This window comes from Mesorhizobium sp. M0808, from assembly GCF_040320025.1.
Lineage (GTDB): Bacteria > Pseudomonadota > Alphaproteobacteria > Rhizobiales > Rhizobiaceae > Mesorhizobium.
In genome coordinates this window covers 1-16,589 of record NZ_JAMYOX010000071.1, presented here as the reverse complement: position 1 = coordinate 16,589, position 16,589 = coordinate 1, and the positions used below count along the sequence as shown (strand labels likewise).

Genomic DNA, 16,589 nt, shown 5'->3' with positions numbered 1-16,589 from the left:
ACGGTCGCTTCCCGTTCAGCAGACCGAAGTCGCCATCGGCTGCGCCGTCCTAAACCGCATGCTTGCCTGCGCACGCCCGAAATCCGCCCGCCGCAAGGCGGCCCCGGCATAGTCTGCCGCTTCAAAGATCGACATCCGCTCAAGTCCGGACCCATGCACCAACGCGCAGATGGACGCCATACGAAGATGCGCGACAAGTCGCGTGGATCATACGTGGATCATCCTTAAAGAGAAGCCCGTCCGAATAACTTCCCGCCGAAGGCCCCCTGCTAGACTGCGTAGCGCGTGCAGACTGGGTGGCCATCCAAGCGTACGCGGTGAACGATCGGATTTTGAACGAAGCGGCCTCTGCTTCCTTCCCGGATTGGCTGGACTTGGGTGCTATTCTCTTGCCAGCGCGTCGAGTATCCGCGCCCAAGACCGCTGACCCTTTTGGAATGATGTCACATTGTACTTCTCGTTGGGCGAATGGATGCGATCGTCGGAGAGCGCGAAGCCCACCAAGAGTGAGTCCAGGCCCAGATATGTCTGGAAGTCGCCGACAACAGGAATCGAACCACCCATTGCCTTCATGATCGGCGCTTTTGCCCATTCATCGGCGAGTGCTGACTTGGCGGCAGCCAGGTATGGAGCATCGTAGGGAAGCTGAAGCGCGGGCGATCCGTCATGCGATTCGAATTCAGCCCTGCAGTCTCCCGGCAGGCGCTCCTCAACGAATTTGCGGAAATCGGCCCTAATCTTGGCCGGGTCCTGCTTGTGAACGAGACGGAACGAAACCTTGGCAAAGGCTTGCGCCGGAATGACGGTCTTGAAGCCCTTACCCGTATAACCGCCGGAAAACCCGTTGAATTCGGCCGTGGGTCGCGCCCAAACCAGTTCGAGTATCGAGCGGCTCTTCTCACCCGAAGGCACCGACAGGCCGATTGGTCCGAGGAAACTCTCAGCCGTCTCGCCGAGGACCTCCCATGAATGCAAGACCTGGCTCGGCGTCTCCTCGACGCCATCATAGAAGCCGGGAATTGTCACGCGGCCATCCTTGTCATGCATATCAGCAAGGATCTTCGCGAGCACACGGATCGGGTTCGCCGCCGCGCCGCCATAGATGCCCGAGTGAAGGTCGCGGTTGGCCGCATGGATCGTCACCTCTTCTTCTACCAGCCCGCGCATGCCGACGCAGATGGCCGGAGTCGTCGCGTCGCGCTGGCTCGTGTCGCAAACCAGCGCGAAGTCGGCCTTTAAATCCTCGGCATTGGCCTCTAAGAAAGCCTGCATCGAGGGCGAACCAGACTCCTCCTCCCCCTCGAAGAAGATCGTGACTTTACAGGGCAGCGCCCCATCGACGGCCTTGTAAGCGCGGCACGCTTCCACGAAGGTCATCAGTTGGCCCTTGTCATCGGAAGCGCCACGTCCGGTGATGATCTGGTGGCCATCCTCGCTCTCGCGCACGGCAGGGTCGAACGGGTCGTGCGTCCACAGTTCGAGCGGATCAACCGGCTGAACGTCATAGTGGCCATAGAAGAGCACATGCGGAGCGCCGGCGGGGCCGTCATGGTGAGCGACGACCATGGGGTGTCCTTTGGTGTCGCGTATGCTCGCTTTGAAGCCGATCGAATTGAGATCATCGACCAGCCATTCCGCGGCCTTGCGGCAATCCGCTTTGTAGGCCGGATCAGTGGAGATCGACTTAATGCGCAAAAGGCCGAATAGGCGCGAGATCGCGGCGTCGCATTCGGTGTCGATGTGATCGAGGACGTAAGGTAGCGCAGCCATGAATGATTTCCTAGGCGGTTTTACTCATGCTTCAGGTTTTTAGCTCAGGAACGCTGGTGAGTTGCGTGTACTGCCCTTGCGGGAATTCAAATCGTCCTTATGGGGGGCACGCAAGCGTTCAAGACAGGCGATGCTGGATTCGGGATCAACCTTGCTGGATTAGGCTCCCATCTCTCGATTTCACGACCGCGAACCGATTGGCCTGCCCCCCATCGAGCTCGGCTGAGCGCTGCATCGGTGAACTGCGGTCATTCTTCCAACGCGATCGCGTCGTCTTTCGAGACCCTGTTGCCGAAATGAAGAGCCGGACCGTCTCGCCAGGGCTGTAACTCCGCTTGTCGCTATAGCACCATGCGGCCGGGCTGCCGTTTGGCTCAGGGACTTCGACCCATGTACTTTTGGATGCTGCACCGGCGCCGGAGAAGGTTCGCAGGGGCCAAGAGCCCGCATTGTGTCAAACTCCCGGTAGTTTCTCTGAGTTGCTCATCGTTCAATCCCTTAGAGTGAATTATCTTTGATCCACTTGCCATATTTGGCATCACAAAGTCAATTGAAAGCTATGCCATTCTGAGTCCCCGAGCGCGAGACGCGACGTCTGGCTCTGTCCCAAATTCGAAGGAAGGACGGTAAGCCCCTAGAGCGGGATGATAGCCCTCGACGAAGTAATTTCGGCATTCATTTAAAGTGACAGTTTCAAGGGTTTGACCGATGGCGTCGCAAACGGCCTCGTTCCGAATAGCCGCCAGAGAACGAACAGCCTCGGATTATCCCGGGCCAACTTTCTCAAAAAGAGGCTGGCTCGGGTCTTATGAGACTCATAGCGCTTTTAACTTTCGCATGATCCAGCCCTGAGCTTCTGATTGACATAGTCAGCCAGAGTGGACAGGGCCGAACGACTGAACCGCCCGTTCCGCGATCCGCAGAGGCTTGTGGCCTATCTGGCCTCAACCCGAGCGTTCAGCAGTCTGGAGAAGGCCCGCCTATCATCGGCGCATCACGAAGCAGGGCCGCAGCCATGCAGGGGGTATCCTGGTCGATGCGGCGTGGGCCGCTGCCCCCCCCGACCTTTGCGGGCGTTTTACAAGCGGATCGCTGCGCGTCGAGGGAAAGCACATCGCGGCTGTTGCCACCGCCCACAAGCTCGCAATGATCCGCTGTGGCACATGCTTAGCAAGGATGCCGACTACATGTGAACGGTCGTCAGGAAGTGCGCGTATTCGGTGCCAGCAGGGAGATACAGTGTTCCGCGGGATCGCATAGGAGGACCTCGCTCCCCGCAGCGCAGCGTAGCGCGGACCGCGCGTAGCGAAGCTGCGGGGGCGAGGTCCGGAGAATATTTTTCGCCGATGCTTTTTCGGTGAAGCGCGTGGGCGCCGGCGGAGCCGCAGCGCGTGCTTTAATCTTTTCCCAGATCGTTAAAGCAGGCGCGGCGCCGACCCAACCTTGCAAGTTTACCCGGCGCCGCACCCTACACCGTGCGGAACACGAATGCCGGGCTATTATGGCGCAGATGACACCTCGCGTCCACGTCATGGACACCGCCACAGGGCGGCAGAAGAGGATACCGGGCGCTTCTTCCTTTGCGAGTGTTGCCGGGCTCAGACACTGATCTGCAGATGTTGCGACCGTGGACAGATCTATTGTGCCGGTGGTTGCGCGTGTGTTGCGCGTGCCGAGCGGCGACGGGATGTTGCCAGGCGCTACCAAGCCAGCAGAAACGGCCGCTTCGCTCACGCCGAGCGCAGCCGCCGGTACCGGGCCCGACTCAATAAAGTGACGCACCATGGTTCACCCGCTGACGACGCCAATGTTTATGTCATGACGGCAATGGCGACGACGCAGATCCAGGCGCCTGACACCGCTGATACGCCGTCCTTAACCGAGCCTGCGATCTCGACGGGGTCGTTGGGGGGTGTTTTAGGGCGCCACTGTGACTGGTGTAATCGCTGCTGCTCGCCGTTTGTCCGCCGCGAGCCTCTGCGTCGCCGCCAAGCCATTCGAACGTCTCCGTCTTGAGGATAACGATGGCCATATCTCTTGAACTGCAGGCCCAGATCCTGCGCTATCACCATTTCGAGAAGTGGCGCGCTGGCACCATTGCCCGGCAGCTCGGCATCCACCACCACACCGTTCATGGAGTGCTTGCCCGATCCGGGCTGGCGCCCCATGGCCCGCAGACCCGACCCAGCAAGATCGACTCCTATCTCCCTTCATCCTTGAGACCTTGAAGACCTTTCCCAGCCTGACTGCTGCCCGTCTTTACGGCATGGTCGTTGAGCGGGGATACCGCGGTGACAGCGGCCATTTCCGTCACGTGATCGCCCGCCACCGGCCTCGCCCCAAGGCCGAGGCTTATCTGCGCTTGAGGACACTTCCTGGCGAACAGGCCCAGGCGGACTGGGGCCACTTCGGACATCTGCAGATTGGCCGGGCGCGGCGCCCACTCATGGCCTTCGTCATCGTCCTGAGCCACTCGCGCCGGATCTTCCTGCGTTTCTTTCTGGATGCAAGGATGGAAGCGTTTCTGGCCGGTCACCTCGAAGCCTTCGAAAGATGGGGCGGGATTCCAAAGGTCGTGCTCTACGATAATCTGAAGAGCGCAGTGCTCGAGCGTCGCGGCGACACAATCCCCTTCAATCCTACCCTGATCGCCTTTTCCGCCCACTATCGATACGACCCCCGTCCGGTCGCACGTGCTTCGCACCTTGAGCGTGACGGCAACGCAAAAGGAGGTCCGCATCCTGGACGGTGCGCAGATCATTGCCTGTCACGTCCGCAGCTACGACAAGGGCGCCCAGACAGAGGATGCCGCCCATATCAAGGCACTGGTCGATGAGAAGCGTGCGGCCCGGCGCCACAGCGCGACTGATCGCCTGGCCATCGCCGTCCCGGCCAGTACCGCGCTTCTTGAGCGCGCCGCTCAGAACGGTCACTCCTTGCACTCTGCCGTCATCGGACTGAACCGACTGCTCGAGCACTACGGAGCCAATGAGCTTCAGACCGGGATCCTGGAGGTCCTGGCACTCGAAGGGCCAGCGCCCCATCCCAACGCTGTGCAGTTGATCCTTGAGCGCCGACGTGAACGGCGCCGCCAACCCCCACTGCTGCATGTCGCGCTGCCTCAGCATGTGCAGGACAAGGACAGCCCCGTCAGGCCCGCCCGTCTAGACATCTACGACCGACTCAAGGAAACCCCCGATGACCACTTCTGATCCGGAAGATGGGCGTGACCGCGCCGCGCGCCTGCATCTGCACGGGCTTGTGGCCCACTGGCAGGACGCCACTCGTCCACAATGCCGAGGTGATCGCCATCGAAGGTCAATCCTACCGTCTCAAAGAGGCGACCGAACGCTCCGAACAGCGCGCCGTCCAAAGAAGGCCGGCAAAGCCATGACGACAGCACCTTCAAAACCAGGCTTGCCGCTCTTCTTCCCGCTAGACATCCCAACAACATGGACACCCGACCAGGCGCTCGCCGTCTTCGAGCTCCTCACCGAACTGCGCGACAAGATCTGATTATGCTACGCCCTCGACATCCAGAAGGAGATCCAGAGCCAACGGGCCCCAACTGACTAAACCCAATCAGCAGGTCCCTACCTCTCTCACAGGAAAACCCCAAACTGCACATGGCACCGTTTATGCGCACTTCCTGACGACCGCTAACTACATGTGGGTTCGGCCGGTCTTGCCCGCCCGCAAGTTCAGATCGGCCGAACTGCGTGCCGGCCTGCCAAGGAGCCATGCAAGAATGGCACGGCCTTCGACCAAACCGTCCCCGCCAGCGCGCCGAGGAACGATCCTGGGTAGAGAAGGCCGAAGCTGCCTGTGCCGAAACGATGTCTCGATGTCGGCCCTTGACACGCTTCAAATCACATAATAGAATATCATATTCGTCAGTTTGAGATCACAGAAAGACAAGGTGCGTGAGTGGGAAGAGATGGCGGCGGGTATGGCGACCGTGCTCGGCGGCATCCGCGGTCGCGGAGCAATAGTCGCCCTCGTGCTCGCGCCGATCATCATGCCGGCCGTTGTTGTGGCGGTCGCAACCTATTTTCTGCTGGTCCGGTTGGGGCTGCAGGGCACCGAGTTCGGGTTGGCACTTGGGCACGCGGTATTCCTTACGTCGTGGGAATCGCGGTCGCCAACCTGCGCGACCTCAACCCTATATACGAGCAGGCGGCCCGGAGCCTTGGCGCGGGATCTGGCTACCCTTCGTACAATCGTCGCGCCGCTGGTCATGCCGGCCTTCATCGTTGCCAGCTTTTTTGCCTTCCTCACCTCGTTCGATGACGTCGTCTACGTGCTGTTCCTCGGCATTGGGAAGACCGTTACCTTGCCAATGCGCATGTGGGAAGGAATCCGCCAAGATATCAATCCCACGATCGCAGCCGTGGCCGCGCTGCAGATGATGTTCGCTGCGACTATTATTGTTGTCGGTGCCTGCTAGAGCTTCAGAAGAATACCTGACTATCAAGATCTGCAAGCGCCGAAAATTACTAGGGATCTACAATGTTAATGAGAGCCGGATTGAGCAGCGCCGACGTGAACATTGGGCGCATTGCACTGCATGAATTACGAAAGTGTTACGGTAGCGTAACGGCCGTTGACGATGTTAGCCTTTCCATATCGCCTGGAGAGTTCATCTCGCTACTCGGTCCAAGCGGATCGGGAAAAACAACAACTGTTATGATAGTCGTCGGTTTCACGATGTCGGACAGCGGTCAGGTACTGGCGGATGATAACGACATCACGCGCCTTCCGCCACATCGTCGCGAACTTGGCGTGATTTTCCAGAACTATGCTCCCTTCCCGCACATGACGGTCTTATACCTGTCAAGCTCAGAACCGGTATCGTTCACGGTCCTGCGGACCAGACGTTGCCTGCAGCGCAGTGGATTGGCGCGGACCCGGATGCGACGCTTTGCGTTAGGCCCGAACATTTGCGCCTCGAGACAGCAATCGCCGGCACTTCAGGGGGAATTAACGGGCGCATTGTCGATATGACCTTCGTTGGGGATGCGACGATCTTTGAATTCCGCAACGACAATGGATTGCAACTGATGTCGAAGGTGCTGAACCTATCGACTGGGTCATTGCCCGGCATTGGCGATAGCTGTGTAGCTTCGTGGGCTGCGAACGATGCAATCATCCTGACGGAGTAGTTTGCCGGGGTTGTTACAATGGCGCCGCCGTGATCAACCCATAACCCAGAGCGCTCTAACTCGGGACGGCTATTCGCGCGTGAGAGTCAGCGGGGCATTCGGGATGAATACAATGCTTGATCGCAAAGAACTGCGTCTCTCCCATTCAGCACATGAGTTTGCTGTACAAGAGACAACATTAGGGGAAAGTCTTCCATGATATCACTAACACCACGCTCTCTCGGAATCCTAACCCTCGAACGCGGGGTTCCGCCCGGCGCCATGCCGCCGACGCCGGCGCCCGGCTCGGATACTCTATCCGTCTTCGTTTGACTTCCCAACGACCAACATCTAGGGACAAAAGTAGGCTGCGTTTCCCAAATCAGCACACAACTACGCCAGTGAAAGCTTTTGCGTTCGATATTTCGAAGGCTACGCGGAGCCGTCAACATTCCCGTCCGCAAAATCAACTGCAACCGAGAAAAGGAGTTAAGTCATGACAATGCCAAAAGGGCCGCAAGCGTTCCCGCAGGCTGAATATCTGCGAAGGATAGCCGCAGTTAAGGCTGAAATGGAACGAAGCGAGGTCAGTTCGTTGGTGATAACCTCACCTGCCGACATCACCTATCTTTCCGGTTACACTGCCAAATCGGCTTACGTTCCGCAAGCCCTCATCGTCTCCCTGAAAGAGGAAGAGCCGACCTTTTTGACACGCCGTATGGATGCGCCCGCAGCGTTGCATCAGACGTTTATGGATAGGAGCCGGGTCATTGGCTACCCGGAAGCTCTCATCGCTGACCCTGACAAGGACGGCTTTGATGCGGTGATTGATTTCCTGCGTGACAACCGCCTTACCGGTGGGAGCATAGCGCTTGAACAAAAATACCTTTCGGCGAAGTTGGTCGAAAGGTTCAAAACCAGAATACCCGAGGCGAAAATAGCGGACTTCAGTGACAAAGTCCCCTGGATTCGGCTTATTAAGTCAGATCTGGAGATTGCTACGATGCGAGAGGCCGCCGCGATCTCTGATGCGGGAATGTTGCGCGCGAAAGAAGTTATCCGTCCGGACGTTAGAGAGGCTGATGCGGCTGCAGAAATCATTGCGACGCTGGTCCGCGGCGTCAATGGCAAACCGGGCACAGATTTGAGGAGAGTGTTCCTATGTGCCTCGCCACGTTCGGCCACGGCGCATATCATTTGGAGCGAAGATGTTTTCCGCCAGGGATCGCAGATCAACCTTGAACTGGGAGGTGTGCGTCATGGCTATGTCTCGGCCCTGATGCGGACGTATTCGATCGGCAAACCTTCTGATCGCCTGCGCCGAGTCCACGACGGCGAAGTCGCTGGTTTGGAAGCTGCACTTTCTACAGTCAAACCTGGTGCCACCTGTGGCGATATCGCGGTTGCTTTCAATGCCACGCTCAAGAAGCATGGCTTGGAGAAAGAATCGCGATGCGGCTACGCGATCGGGATCGATTGGACTGAACCTACGGCTAGCCTCAGAGAAGATGACCGGACTGTGCTTCAACCGAATATGACCTTCCACCTGATGCTCGGAAACTGGATCGATGAAGACTTTGGTTACGTGATCAGCGAAACATTTCGCGTTACCGAAAGCGGAGCCGAAACCTTCTCCGCACTTCCGCGGGAGATTTTCGAGATCTAGTTTTCGCGCACAGAACCCATCGATCAGAATGTTTCAGGCGATGTCCGGTCGGGTACATCGCTGGGTTGCACGTTATAGTGTTCGCTGACTGATCGACCTTGCTGCCGCGTGCCATCGATCTTAGGCAAGCGCAGTTGCACTGTTGACCACCGGCCAATTTAGGTGTTGGCCGGTGGTTTGTCAGGCCACGCCGGCGTCCGTCCTCACCATACAGGCCGCGTTGGTGCATGGGTCCGGACTTGAGCGGATGTCGATCTTTGAAGGGGCAGACTATGCCGTGGGCGGGCGTTGTCACGTTGTTTGCAATGTGGCCGCGTGAGGCCGACACCGCGCTTTTCAGGCAGGCCGTGCACTCACGGCTTCCCACGCGGCCATTGCCTGGCGTCGATGGTTCGAATTTGTGCTGCGGAGCGGTTGGTCTGGGATGGGACGAAGAGATTTCGGACGGCGGAGAAGATCGACACGAAATGCTGCAATGAGCCGACCGACCGGAAACCCTGTCGCGATCGTTCCCGTTTTCGGAACGGCAGGTGAGAATTCTCCGCCCTGTTGTTCAAGCCTTATGCGAGCGGAGTTCCACGTTCGGCATGAGCTGGCGTTTGGCCACCCCGTAGGAGCGCAATTTGTCGGTAATCATACGCTTTGGCGGCAGACCCTGCTTCTTCAGAAGTCGCGTCAGCAGGCGCTTGGCGGCCTTGCTGTTGCGACGCGTCTGGACGATCTCGTCGAGCACATATCCGTCCTGATCAACCGCTCTCCACAACCAGCATTTCTGACCGTTGATGCGCACCACGACTTCATCCAGGTGCCAGACATCGTCTTTCGTCGGCGACTTGCGGCGTATGCCGCGCGCATAATCAGGGCCGTGCTTTCGGCACCATCGGCGGATGGTCTCGTAGGAAACGACGATCCCGCGTTCGAGCAGCATTTCCTCGACATCGCGTAGGCTCAGATTGAAACGGAAGTAGAGCCAAACAGCACGGGCCACGATTTCGATCGGATAGCGGTGGTTCTTGTAGGTCGGTGCACTCACGGTCATGGGCGCGCTGCTACCTCAATTTCCTTACCCCTCAATCAATGTGACAGCACCGTTTGAAAGGCATGGTTACGCTACAAAGGCTATTGCGGTTACCGCTTGCCTAAACCCACACGCAATAAAAGATCCGTGCACCAACGCCACCCAGATGTCCTTGATCCGAGCTTCGATGCCGGCCTGATCGCGGCGGCGGGACTTGTATGATAGGTCGACGTGTCGAACTCCGAACCCGGCATGCCCGCCGGATCGACACGTTCCACTCATCACACGTCTCCGCCACCAGCTCGCGTTTGCGACCAGGCCACACAGTTTTCGGCGAATGACGTCCTGCAGCATCTCCTTGTCCAAGGACAGATCGGCCACCAGCTTCCTGAGCTTGCCGTCGCGTCCTCAAGCTGCTTCAGCCGCTTCATCTTGGTCGGCAGCAGTCCGTCGTTTCTTCTTCCAGTTGAAATACGTCGCCTGGCTGATCCGCCCAACGACAGATCTCCGCGACGGGGACTCCGTCCGATCCCTGCTTCAGAATGAACGCCTTCTGCACGTCCGAGAACTTCGATGCCTTCATCGTCTTCCGCTCCTCCCAGCCAAGGGATGTTACCGCGGAAAACTCCACTTTCGTTTTCAGGGATCAGAGCACAGCAGGTCAGCTGCTCGGGCGGCACCGTAGGCCTTGTCATTCGCGAAGAAGCCATAGGCAGCCTCCCTGTATGCTCTACAAGGACAGGGTGGAGCGGATGTACAACCGCTTCAAGCGGTTTCGGCGCATCGCCACGCAATACGACAAGACCGCCCAATCATCCCTCGCTTTCCTCGTGCCTCACGGTCGCAAGGCCCTGTCCCTCATTTGTCAACAGGCACTGGCGCACCTCCGAAATTCATCGAGATGCCCACCCCGACGGCAACCAAACGTTGCAATAGATCATTCAACTAAATTCACAGAATCTTTGCGATCGGAGATCTCTGACAATGCTACCTTCACCGCCAAGTCTGAGGCCAGGCACGAACAAAAAGCCGATGCCTGTTTATCTTCAGACCGCCGCACAGTGTGCAACGGAGGGTCAACGCCAATGGCAAGAAGAGCGCTCATCCTGCTTGAAGGCCACAGAAGTATTGGTCTAATATACGTGAAAGCAGCACGACTACTTGGTCTTAATCCAATTACCCTGTCGGCTGATCCAACTGAGTACGACTATCTTGCGGCGGAAGGGATTGAGGCAATCCAAGTCGATACAGAAAATCTCGATGCATTAATCGACGAATGTTCCCACCTGCGTGCGAAGTATGACATCGCTGGCATTACCGGCTTTACGCCCCTCGACGAGTCGCTCTATGCGACAGTCGGCAAGCTCTGCCGGCATTTCGATCTACCGGGACCGAACCCCGCATCGATTGAACGATGCTGCGATAAATTCGCTCAACGTCAGCTTCTCGCGAAGACCGGAGTGCCGATGCCTGATTATCGCTTGGCAGCGAATGCGACGGACGTAGAAAGGTCTGCTGCGGAGATCGGCCTGCCGGTGGTTGTTAAGCCAGCCGTGGGTACCGGCAGCAGCGGTGTCCGATTGTGCCGCAATGTCGATGAATTAGCCGAACACACGACTTATCTATTGAGCAGGAAGCACATATGGAGGTCTTCGCCGAGGATACTGGTTGAGGAATTCGCACAAGGTCCATTCTATGGCGCTGACATAATGGGAAATGAGGTCATCGGGATTGGGACCGCTGAGTTTGTCCCCCCCCCCCATTTTATCTTTCGTGAGTGCACCTATCCGGCCCCGCTAACTGATGACGAGCATAAGCGCATCGCCGATGTTTCGCTAAGTTGTTTGCAAGCTCTCGGCCTTGATTGGGGGCCAACGAGCATTGAGTTCCGGTGGACGAAGCGTGGTCCACTTGTCATTGAAGTCAATCCACGGCTTTCGGGTGGGACCAATCCTCAAAGGGTTCAACTGGCTTACGGTGTCGATCTCATCGCCGAGCACATCAAGCTTGTCATCGGCGAGGAATGGAATTTGCGCAGAAGGCATTCAGACATTGCGGCCACACGGTACCTAATTCCTGACCGCGACGGCACCCTTGATTGGATCCATGGCGGCAGTCGGGCGGCTGCTGTACCAGGTGTCGCCGAGGTCAAATTGTATGTTGAACCCAAGAAGACGATCGCCAAGAACGGCGATTGCCTAGACGCGATCGGACATGTCATCGCAGCTTCACCCAGCCTTGCCCGGACCGAGGCGATACTTGAGCGTGCCGTCGACTTAATCAGTTGGTCGATCGCACCATTTCCGACCGAACAGGAAGAACCAGCGGCCCCCCCGCCTCTCCGCACCAGCACAAGTGTCCCCAGCTAAAAGGTGATCGCCGAACGTCGGTGGAATTGAGAGCGCGAGAAATGCAGGTCGTTGATTGTACTTTTGCTGTTCGTCAATAATACCGATCAGGTTGTTCTTGGCCTATCCGGCGATGCTGTGTTGCTGCGAGCAGAGTGATCAGGATTGAGCGCACCAAAAGCCTCAGTCAATTGAGGAGGAGTCGGAAGGGATTTGTTGCAACGTTTTTGTTACTCGCGAGTGGCAAGGGATCCTTCGACCATTTCGGAGGATTGCGATGTTTAAAGGCCGCCCAGTTCGACCAATCTGTGATCCTGCTTTGCGTGCGCTGGTACCTCGCCTAAGCAGCGCGACCTGCCGTCGATCATGCGCGGCAATCCTGCCCTCGATCTCGCCTACACGCGTCAGCGCCCGGTTCCATCGCAACTCCAGTTCCGCCGCCACCAGCCGGTTCTGCGGATCGATGGCATCGTACTGCCGGAACGCCCGATCAGCGCTGTAGCGTGCCGCCTCGAGATCGCGCACCAGCGCATCACGAACCTGATCGCGGCGACTGGCCGCTTGTGCTTCGGCCTCGACGGCCGCGGCTATCGCTCCCGGCTCGACAACCCGCAGAAGAGCTTCCTCGATGGCGTCGTCGACGCGTAGTCCACCGAAGGCGATGCAACGCGGCTCGCCATTGTCGAGCAGACCACGCCAGCAGGAATAGCGCGGAATGTTGTGCTTGGTTCTCGTGTAGCGGACCGTCAGCTTGCGGCCGCAGCGCCGGCAGCGGACAAGGCCGGCGAGCAGAGCGTCGCCATGCTTGGCCGCCCCGTGATGCCGGCTCGTGGGCACGTTGTCGCTCACCATCTTGCGGACCGCTTCCGCCCTTTCCCAGCTGACGTAGCCTTCGTGTGCACCCGGGATCAGCGCCAGCCATTCATCACGCGCCTTACGGCGGCTGCGCGAGCGAATGGCTGTTGCATCATATCCCGACGCAGCACGAGTCTTACCATAGGAGTAGGCGCCGCCGTAATTCGGGTTCTCGATCATTCGGTGGATGGTCGCATAATTTGGCCGACGCCAGATCACGTCACCGTTGTTGCGCTTGGCTGGCAAATCCAGCCCATGCTCGTGGAACCAGAGCAGGGCCTGCCGGGCGCTGCCGAGTTCGGCCAGCCTTGAGATCGGCGGCGAGCGCGGCGGCGTGTATTGGCGACAGAAGTGATGGTTCCAATGTCGAGCCATGTCTGGTCGGGGCCGACGACCGACGCGAGGCTCAAGAAGCGCATCGTGCGCACCGTCATCCACGAGGTGGTCGCCGATATCGATGAAGAAGCGTCAGAGATCGTTCTCCTGATCCATTGGATTGGCGGCGTCCACACCGAACTGCGCCTGCCGAGGAGGCGGCGCGGACAGCGCAACAGCACTTCGGCCGACATCCTGGCCGCCGTCCGGCAACTGGTTCTCATCGCCAATGATGACCTGATTGCCGGCATCCTCAACTGGAATGCGCATTTCGCTGATTGTGAGCAGGCATTTCAGGTGCAAATTCCGAGGGATGCCCCCGATTCCGAGATGATCTCGCCCCCTCGTTCCGAGAATTAACCGCCCCCTAATTCCGAAATGATGCCGCCCCCTTGGAGGGGTGTATGGGCGTGGTGCTCTGCTGGTGAAATGTTCCTTCTTTTGGGTTGTCCAGGAGAAGGAATGAAATGCCTGCGGAGAGATTGGCGATGCGGCGTGTCCGCGAGATTTTGAGATATCGATTTGAAGAGGGCCTTGGCCACAAGGCGATCTCGTACAGGGTCGGGGCTGCGCCCTCGACTGTGCGCGAAACGCTTCGCCGGCTGGCCGGATCGTAGATGGCGTCCTCGTCGAGGATGAGGGTGCTGGTCAGGGCGCACAGCTCAAGCAGCCGGTGCCAGTCGGCGGAGTTGCGGGCCAGGCGCGAGACCTCCAGCCCCATGACGACGCCGGCCTTGGCGAGGGCTACTTCGCTGACCAGTTCCTGGAAGCCGTCGCGGGCAACGGCGCTGGATCCCGATTTGCCCAGGTCGCAGTCGATAACGTGGATGCGTTCGGCCGGCCAACCGGCGGCAATGGCGCGGTCACGCAGCCCATACTGTCGCTGCGTGCTCTCGCCGTTCTCGGCGACCTGTCGAAGCGTAGACTGACGGATGTAGAGGTAAGCGTCGCGCCGCAGGTGATCGGCGGTGACTTTGAGGTCAGGCATGTGCTGGCTCCGCGGTTAGCGTGACAACAAGGCTGGCAAGGATGAGGGTGAGCTCGCTGGTGGCGATCGCGCCTGCCGACGGGGGGCGATGTACCGGGCAAGGCGGCGTAAAGTTGGGTGCTGTCGATGCGGCCTTGATCCAGGCGACCATGCCCTGACGGCGCAGCGTGAGCAGCCCTGATCCAGTAATCAGCTGGGCGCTGAGCACCGCGGTGCGCAGTTGTTCGTATGTGCCGACGAGGCTGGTCGCGCGGACGGTTAGGGCAGATCGAGTCGTTTTTTTTGGGCGCCATGGCCCGCTCCAGACTTCGCCGGTGCACCCTGACGCCAAAGCGTGTGGCGATCGCGTCGATACATTGCGGCACGGTGAGGTCGGGCCGCGTCGCCCTGAGTTGGTCGATGTAGGTGAGGACCTCGGCAGAGATCTTGTGGCCGCCCTTTGGCCCCCGCTGCTGGGGCACCAGCCCGGCGAGGCCGTGCTCGGCCAGGGCGCTCTGCGCTTTGTAGAAGGTCGGCCGCGACACCCCGAAGGCGCTGGCGACGTCGCTGATCGGCATGCGATCGGCGTGATGGCGGCGCACCATCTCGTAGCGGACCTGCACAAGATCCTTGGCATCGAAGAAGGGATTGCCGGCGAACAGCGTGTCGCGCACGGCCTCGGGGTGGGGGTTGAGCGCGCCGTCGCGGGCCAAGGCCTCGGCCTTTGGGTCGCGTCGTCTTAGCTTTGGATTCGCCATGCCCATCGTCCAAACTGCGTAAATATAAATACGCCTTACTTGATGAGACGTCAAACAAGGAAGATCCGCGATGGCCGGGATAAGTCCTGCACTTGCGGGCATAGATCCGGTGCGCAAGCAAGCGGTGCGGCGTAATTTGCCTTACACAAGCGGCGTATTTAACCTTACGCATCCTCCGCCTCCGCCGGCGCAGAGATCCGATCCAGAAGCGTCAGCAGATCCAATAGGTCGGATATCCGGAAGGCCGCGCGCCCGGCGGCGACGCGCCGGAATGCGTCAGGCTGCTCCATGTCCGTCATTGCGGCGGCAATCGTGGGTAAGGTCCCGTCCGCCGCCCGGTAAATCACCCGGTCCTCGCCCCAATGCGGGCTGCGGCTGATCATCTCGAAGCTCTGGCCTTTAAGCGGGTGGAATGGGTGAGTAATGCGGACCGTGAGGCCGGTCGTCCCCACACGGGCTGCAGTTGACGGCTTTATCCAAGGGCAAGGTCGAGGGCGCGGTGCTGATCGTCGAGCGTTGGATTCTGGCACGGCTCAGGAATAGATCCTTCTTCTCGATCGCCGAGCTCATCGCGGCGATCGCCGAACTGCTCGAGGATCTGAACAACCGGCCGATGCGCCATGTCGGCCAAAGCCGCCGCGAACTGTTCGAGGAGATCGAGCGGGCTGCCTTGAGGCCGCTGCCGGCAGCACCGTTCGAATACGCCGAGTGGAAGTCGGCGAAGGTGCATCCTGACTACCATGTCGAAGTCGACAAGACCTTCTACTCGGTGCCGCACCGGCTGATCGGGCGCACCGTCGAGGTGCGGCTTACTCATCGAGTGGTCGAGATCTTCCACGATCACCAGCGTGTCGCCAGCCATGTGCGTCGCTCACAGCGTTCCGGCCATGTCACCGTCAACGAACACATGCCCAAGGCCCACCAGCGCTACGCCAACACCACGCCGGCCAGCCTGATCAGCCGGGCGGCCGGGATCGGCCCCAACGCCGCCATTCTGGTCGAGCGCATGATGCGCGACCGGCCGCATCCGGAACAGGGATATCGCTCGGCCATGGGCATCCTGTCGCTGGCGCCGCGCTATGGGCCGGAGCGTCTCAATGCCGCCTGCGAGCGGGCGCTGCTGATCAAAGCGATCGCCTACTCCTCCGTCACCGCCATCCTCAAAGCCGGCCTCGACCGGGCCAGCTCCCCAGACCGGCAAAGCCGACTCCCCAGCACGCCAACATCCGCGGCTCGACCTATTACCAGTGAAGGAAAGGAAGAAAGAATGCTGACGAACCCCACCCTCGACCAGATGCAATCCCTCGGTCTGGCCGGCATGGCTGCCGCCTGGCGCGAACTGGCCGAACGGAACAACGCCAAGGAGCTCAGCCGTGATGAGTGGCTCGGCCTGATGCTCGACCGCGAGGTTGCCATACGGGCCGACAAGCGCGTCCGGAACCGGCTCGCCTCAGCCAGGTTGCGCTTTCCCGAAGCCTGCATTGAGGACATCGACTTTGCCGCGCCGCGCGGGCTCGACCGGCGCAGCACCATGGCGCTCGCCCAGGGCGAATGGCTGAAGGCGCATGAGAATCTAATCGTCACCGGCCAGACCGATCCCACGACATAATGCACACCTCGCTATGTTATTGAAAAAGCTGGATCTGCTGATCCTGTGATTGTGATAATGGACTGTGTCCGCTCCTGCCGGA

General features: G+C 59.4%; 12 protein-coding genes and 9 pseudogenes. 12 read left to right on the top strand and 9 right to left on the bottom strand.

Annotation, left to right across the window (positions count from 1 at the left end):
* A pseudogene (locus NKI25_RS34715) lies at window positions 1-112 on the top strand (IS5/IS1182 family transposase); the annotation flags it as partial.
* A 269-nt stretch (window positions 113-381) separates the two neighbouring features.
* Here NKI25_RS34715 and NKI25_RS34710 read toward each other — a convergent pair.
* Window positions 382-1,770, bottom strand: a complete 1,389-nt coding sequence (locus tag NKI25_RS34710) for a M20/M25/M40 family metallo-hydrolase (protein WP_353000696.1) — start codon at window positions 1,768-1,770, stop codon at window positions 382-384.
* Window positions 1,771-2,678: 908 nt separating this feature from the next.
* Between NKI25_RS34710 and NKI25_RS34705 the strand changes: the two are divergent.
* Window positions 2,679-2,957: pseudogene (locus tag NKI25_RS34705) on the top strand (transposase); the annotation flags it as partial.
* Window positions 2,958-3,581: 624 nt separating this feature from the next.
* Here NKI25_RS34705 and NKI25_RS34700 read toward each other — a convergent pair.
* A complete protein-coding gene (locus tag NKI25_RS34700) occupies window positions 3,582-3,905 on the bottom strand; it encodes a hypothetical protein (protein ID WP_353000694.1) in 324 nt (107 codons plus the stop codon).
* Between the two features lie 65 nt (window positions 3,906-3,970).
* Complete coding sequence (locus NKI25_RS34695; RefSeq protein ID WP_353000692.1) at window positions 3,971-4,435, bottom strand: hypothetical protein; 465 nt, start codon at window positions 4,433-4,435, stop codon at window positions 3,971-3,973.
* A 28-nt stretch (window positions 4,436-4,463) separates the two neighbouring features.
* Here NKI25_RS34695 and NKI25_RS34690 point away from each other — a divergent pair, with 28 nt between their 5' ends.
* From NKI25_RS34690 to NKI25_RS34665, 6 genes and pseudogenes are all read left to right on the top strand, one after another.
* Window positions 4,464-4,982, top strand: a complete 519-nt coding sequence (locus tag NKI25_RS34690) for a Mu transposase domain-containing protein (RefSeq protein WP_502897495.1) — start codon at window positions 4,464-4,466, stop codon at window positions 4,980-4,982.
* Complete coding sequence (locus NKI25_RS34685; RefSeq protein WP_353000688.1) at window positions 4,969-5,286, top strand: hypothetical protein; 318 nt, start codon at window positions 4,969-4,971, stop codon at window positions 5,284-5,286. The genes NKI25_RS34690 and NKI25_RS34685 overlap by 14 nt, the downstream gene beginning before the upstream one ends.
* 403 nt (window positions 5,287-5,689) lie before the next feature.
* Window positions 5,690-6,217, top strand: a complete 528-nt coding sequence (locus NKI25_RS34680; RefSeq protein ID WP_353000686.1) for an ABC transporter permease — start codon at window positions 5,690-5,692, stop codon at window positions 6,215-6,217.
* 62 nt (window positions 6,218-6,279) lie between these two features.
* Window positions 6,280-6,543, top strand: a pseudogene (locus NKI25_RS34675) (ATP-binding cassette domain-containing protein); the annotation flags it as partial.
* A gap of 104 nt (window positions 6,544-6,647) precedes the next feature.
* Window positions 6,648-6,932 (top strand): TOBE domain-containing protein, encoded by a 285-nt coding sequence (locus NKI25_RS34670; protein ID WP_353000685.1) that lies wholly within the window; start codon window positions 6,648-6,650, stop codon window positions 6,930-6,932.
* Between the two features lie 475 nt (window positions 6,933-7,407).
* Window positions 7,408-8,577 carry a M24 family metallopeptidase gene (locus tag NKI25_RS34665; protein ID WP_353000683.1) on the top strand — a complete coding sequence of 390 codons (1,170 nt, stop codon included), beginning with the start codon at window positions 7,408-7,410 and terminating at the stop codon, window positions 8,575-8,577.
* A 336-nt stretch (window positions 8,578-8,913) separates the two neighbouring features.
* Here NKI25_RS34665 and NKI25_RS34660 read toward each other — a convergent pair.
* Window positions 8,914-9,616 (bottom strand): annotated as a pseudogene (locus NKI25_RS34660) (IS6 family transposase).
* A gap of 144 nt (window positions 9,617-9,760) precedes the next feature.
* Window positions 9,761-10,178: pseudogene (locus NKI25_RS34655) on the bottom strand (transposase); the annotation flags it as partial.
* A 502-nt stretch (window positions 10,179-10,680) separates the two neighbouring features.
* On the opposite strand from NKI25_RS34655, the gene NKI25_RS34650 reads away from it, so the two are divergent.
* Window positions 10,681-11,964 carry an ATP-grasp domain-containing protein gene (locus NKI25_RS34650; protein ID WP_353000698.1) on the top strand — a complete coding sequence of 428 codons (1,284 nt, stop codon included), beginning with the start codon at window positions 10,681-10,683 and terminating at the stop codon, window positions 11,962-11,964.
* A gap of 603 nt (window positions 11,965-12,567) precedes the next feature.
* Here the strand turns inward: NKI25_RS34650 and NKI25_RS36660 are convergent.
* Window positions 12,568-13,173: pseudogene (locus NKI25_RS36660) on the bottom strand (recombinase family protein); the annotation flags it as partial.
* 45 nt (window positions 13,174-13,218) lie between these two features.
* Here NKI25_RS36660 and NKI25_RS34640 point away from each other — a divergent pair.
* Complete coding sequence (locus NKI25_RS34640) at window positions 13,219-13,533, top strand: hypothetical protein (protein WP_353000679.1); 315 nt, start codon at window positions 13,219-13,221, stop codon at window positions 13,531-13,533.
* Between the two features lie 241 nt (window positions 13,534-13,774).
* On the opposite strand, the pseudogene NKI25_RS34635 reads toward NKI25_RS34640, so the two are convergent.
* From NKI25_RS34635 to NKI25_RS34625, 3 genes and pseudogenes are all read right to left on the bottom strand, one after another.
* Window positions 13,775-14,161, bottom strand: a pseudogene (locus NKI25_RS34635) (recombinase family protein); the annotation flags it as partial.
* Window positions 14,162-14,658: 497 nt separating this feature from the next.
* Window positions 14,659-14,718: pseudogene (locus tag NKI25_RS34630) on the bottom strand (helix-turn-helix domain-containing protein); the annotation flags it as partial.
* 344 nt (window positions 14,719-15,062) lie between these two features.
* Window positions 15,063-15,350 (bottom strand): DUF5372 family protein, encoded by a 288-nt coding sequence (locus NKI25_RS34625; RefSeq protein WP_353000677.1) that lies wholly within the window; start codon window positions 15,348-15,350, stop codon window positions 15,063-15,065.
* Window positions 15,351-15,376: 26 nt separating this feature from the next.
* Here NKI25_RS34625 and NKI25_RS34620 point away from each other — a divergent pair.
* Both NKI25_RS34620 and NKI25_RS34615 read left to right on the top strand, forming a co-directional pair.
* A pseudogene (locus NKI25_RS34620) lies at window positions 15,377-16,149 on the top strand (Mu transposase domain-containing protein); the annotation flags it as partial.
* A gap of 16 nt (window positions 16,150-16,165) precedes the next feature.
* On the top strand, window positions 16,166-16,507 hold the full coding sequence (locus tag NKI25_RS34615; protein ID WP_353000676.1) for an ATP-binding protein: 342 nt from the start codon (window positions 16,166-16,168) through the stop codon (window positions 16,505-16,507).
* Window positions 16,508-16,589 lie beyond the last annotated feature (82 nt).

Coding starts and splice junctions, on each gene's coding strand:
- NKI25_RS34665 (WP_353000683.1), top strand. CDS start 7,408: ATGACAATGCCAAAAGGGCCGCAAGCGTTCCCGCAGGCTGAATATCTG.
- NKI25_RS34615 (WP_353000676.1), top strand. CDS start 16,166: ATGCTGACGAACCCCACCCTCGACCAGATGCAATCCCTCGGTCTGGCC.
- NKI25_RS34685 (WP_353000688.1), top strand. CDS start 4,969: ATGACCACTTCTGATCCGGAAGATGGGCGTGACCGCGCCGCGCGCCTG.
- NKI25_RS34710 (WP_353000696.1), bottom strand. CDS start 1,770: ATGGCTGCGCTACCTTACGTCCTCGATCACATCGACACCGAATGCGAC.
- NKI25_RS34650 (WP_353000698.1), top strand. CDS start 10,681: ATGGCAAGAAGAGCGCTCATCCTGCTTGAAGGCCACAGAAGTATTGGT.
- NKI25_RS34700 (WP_353000694.1), bottom strand. CDS start 3,905: ATGAACGGTGTGGTGGTGGATGCCGAGCTGCCGGGCAATGGTGCCAGC.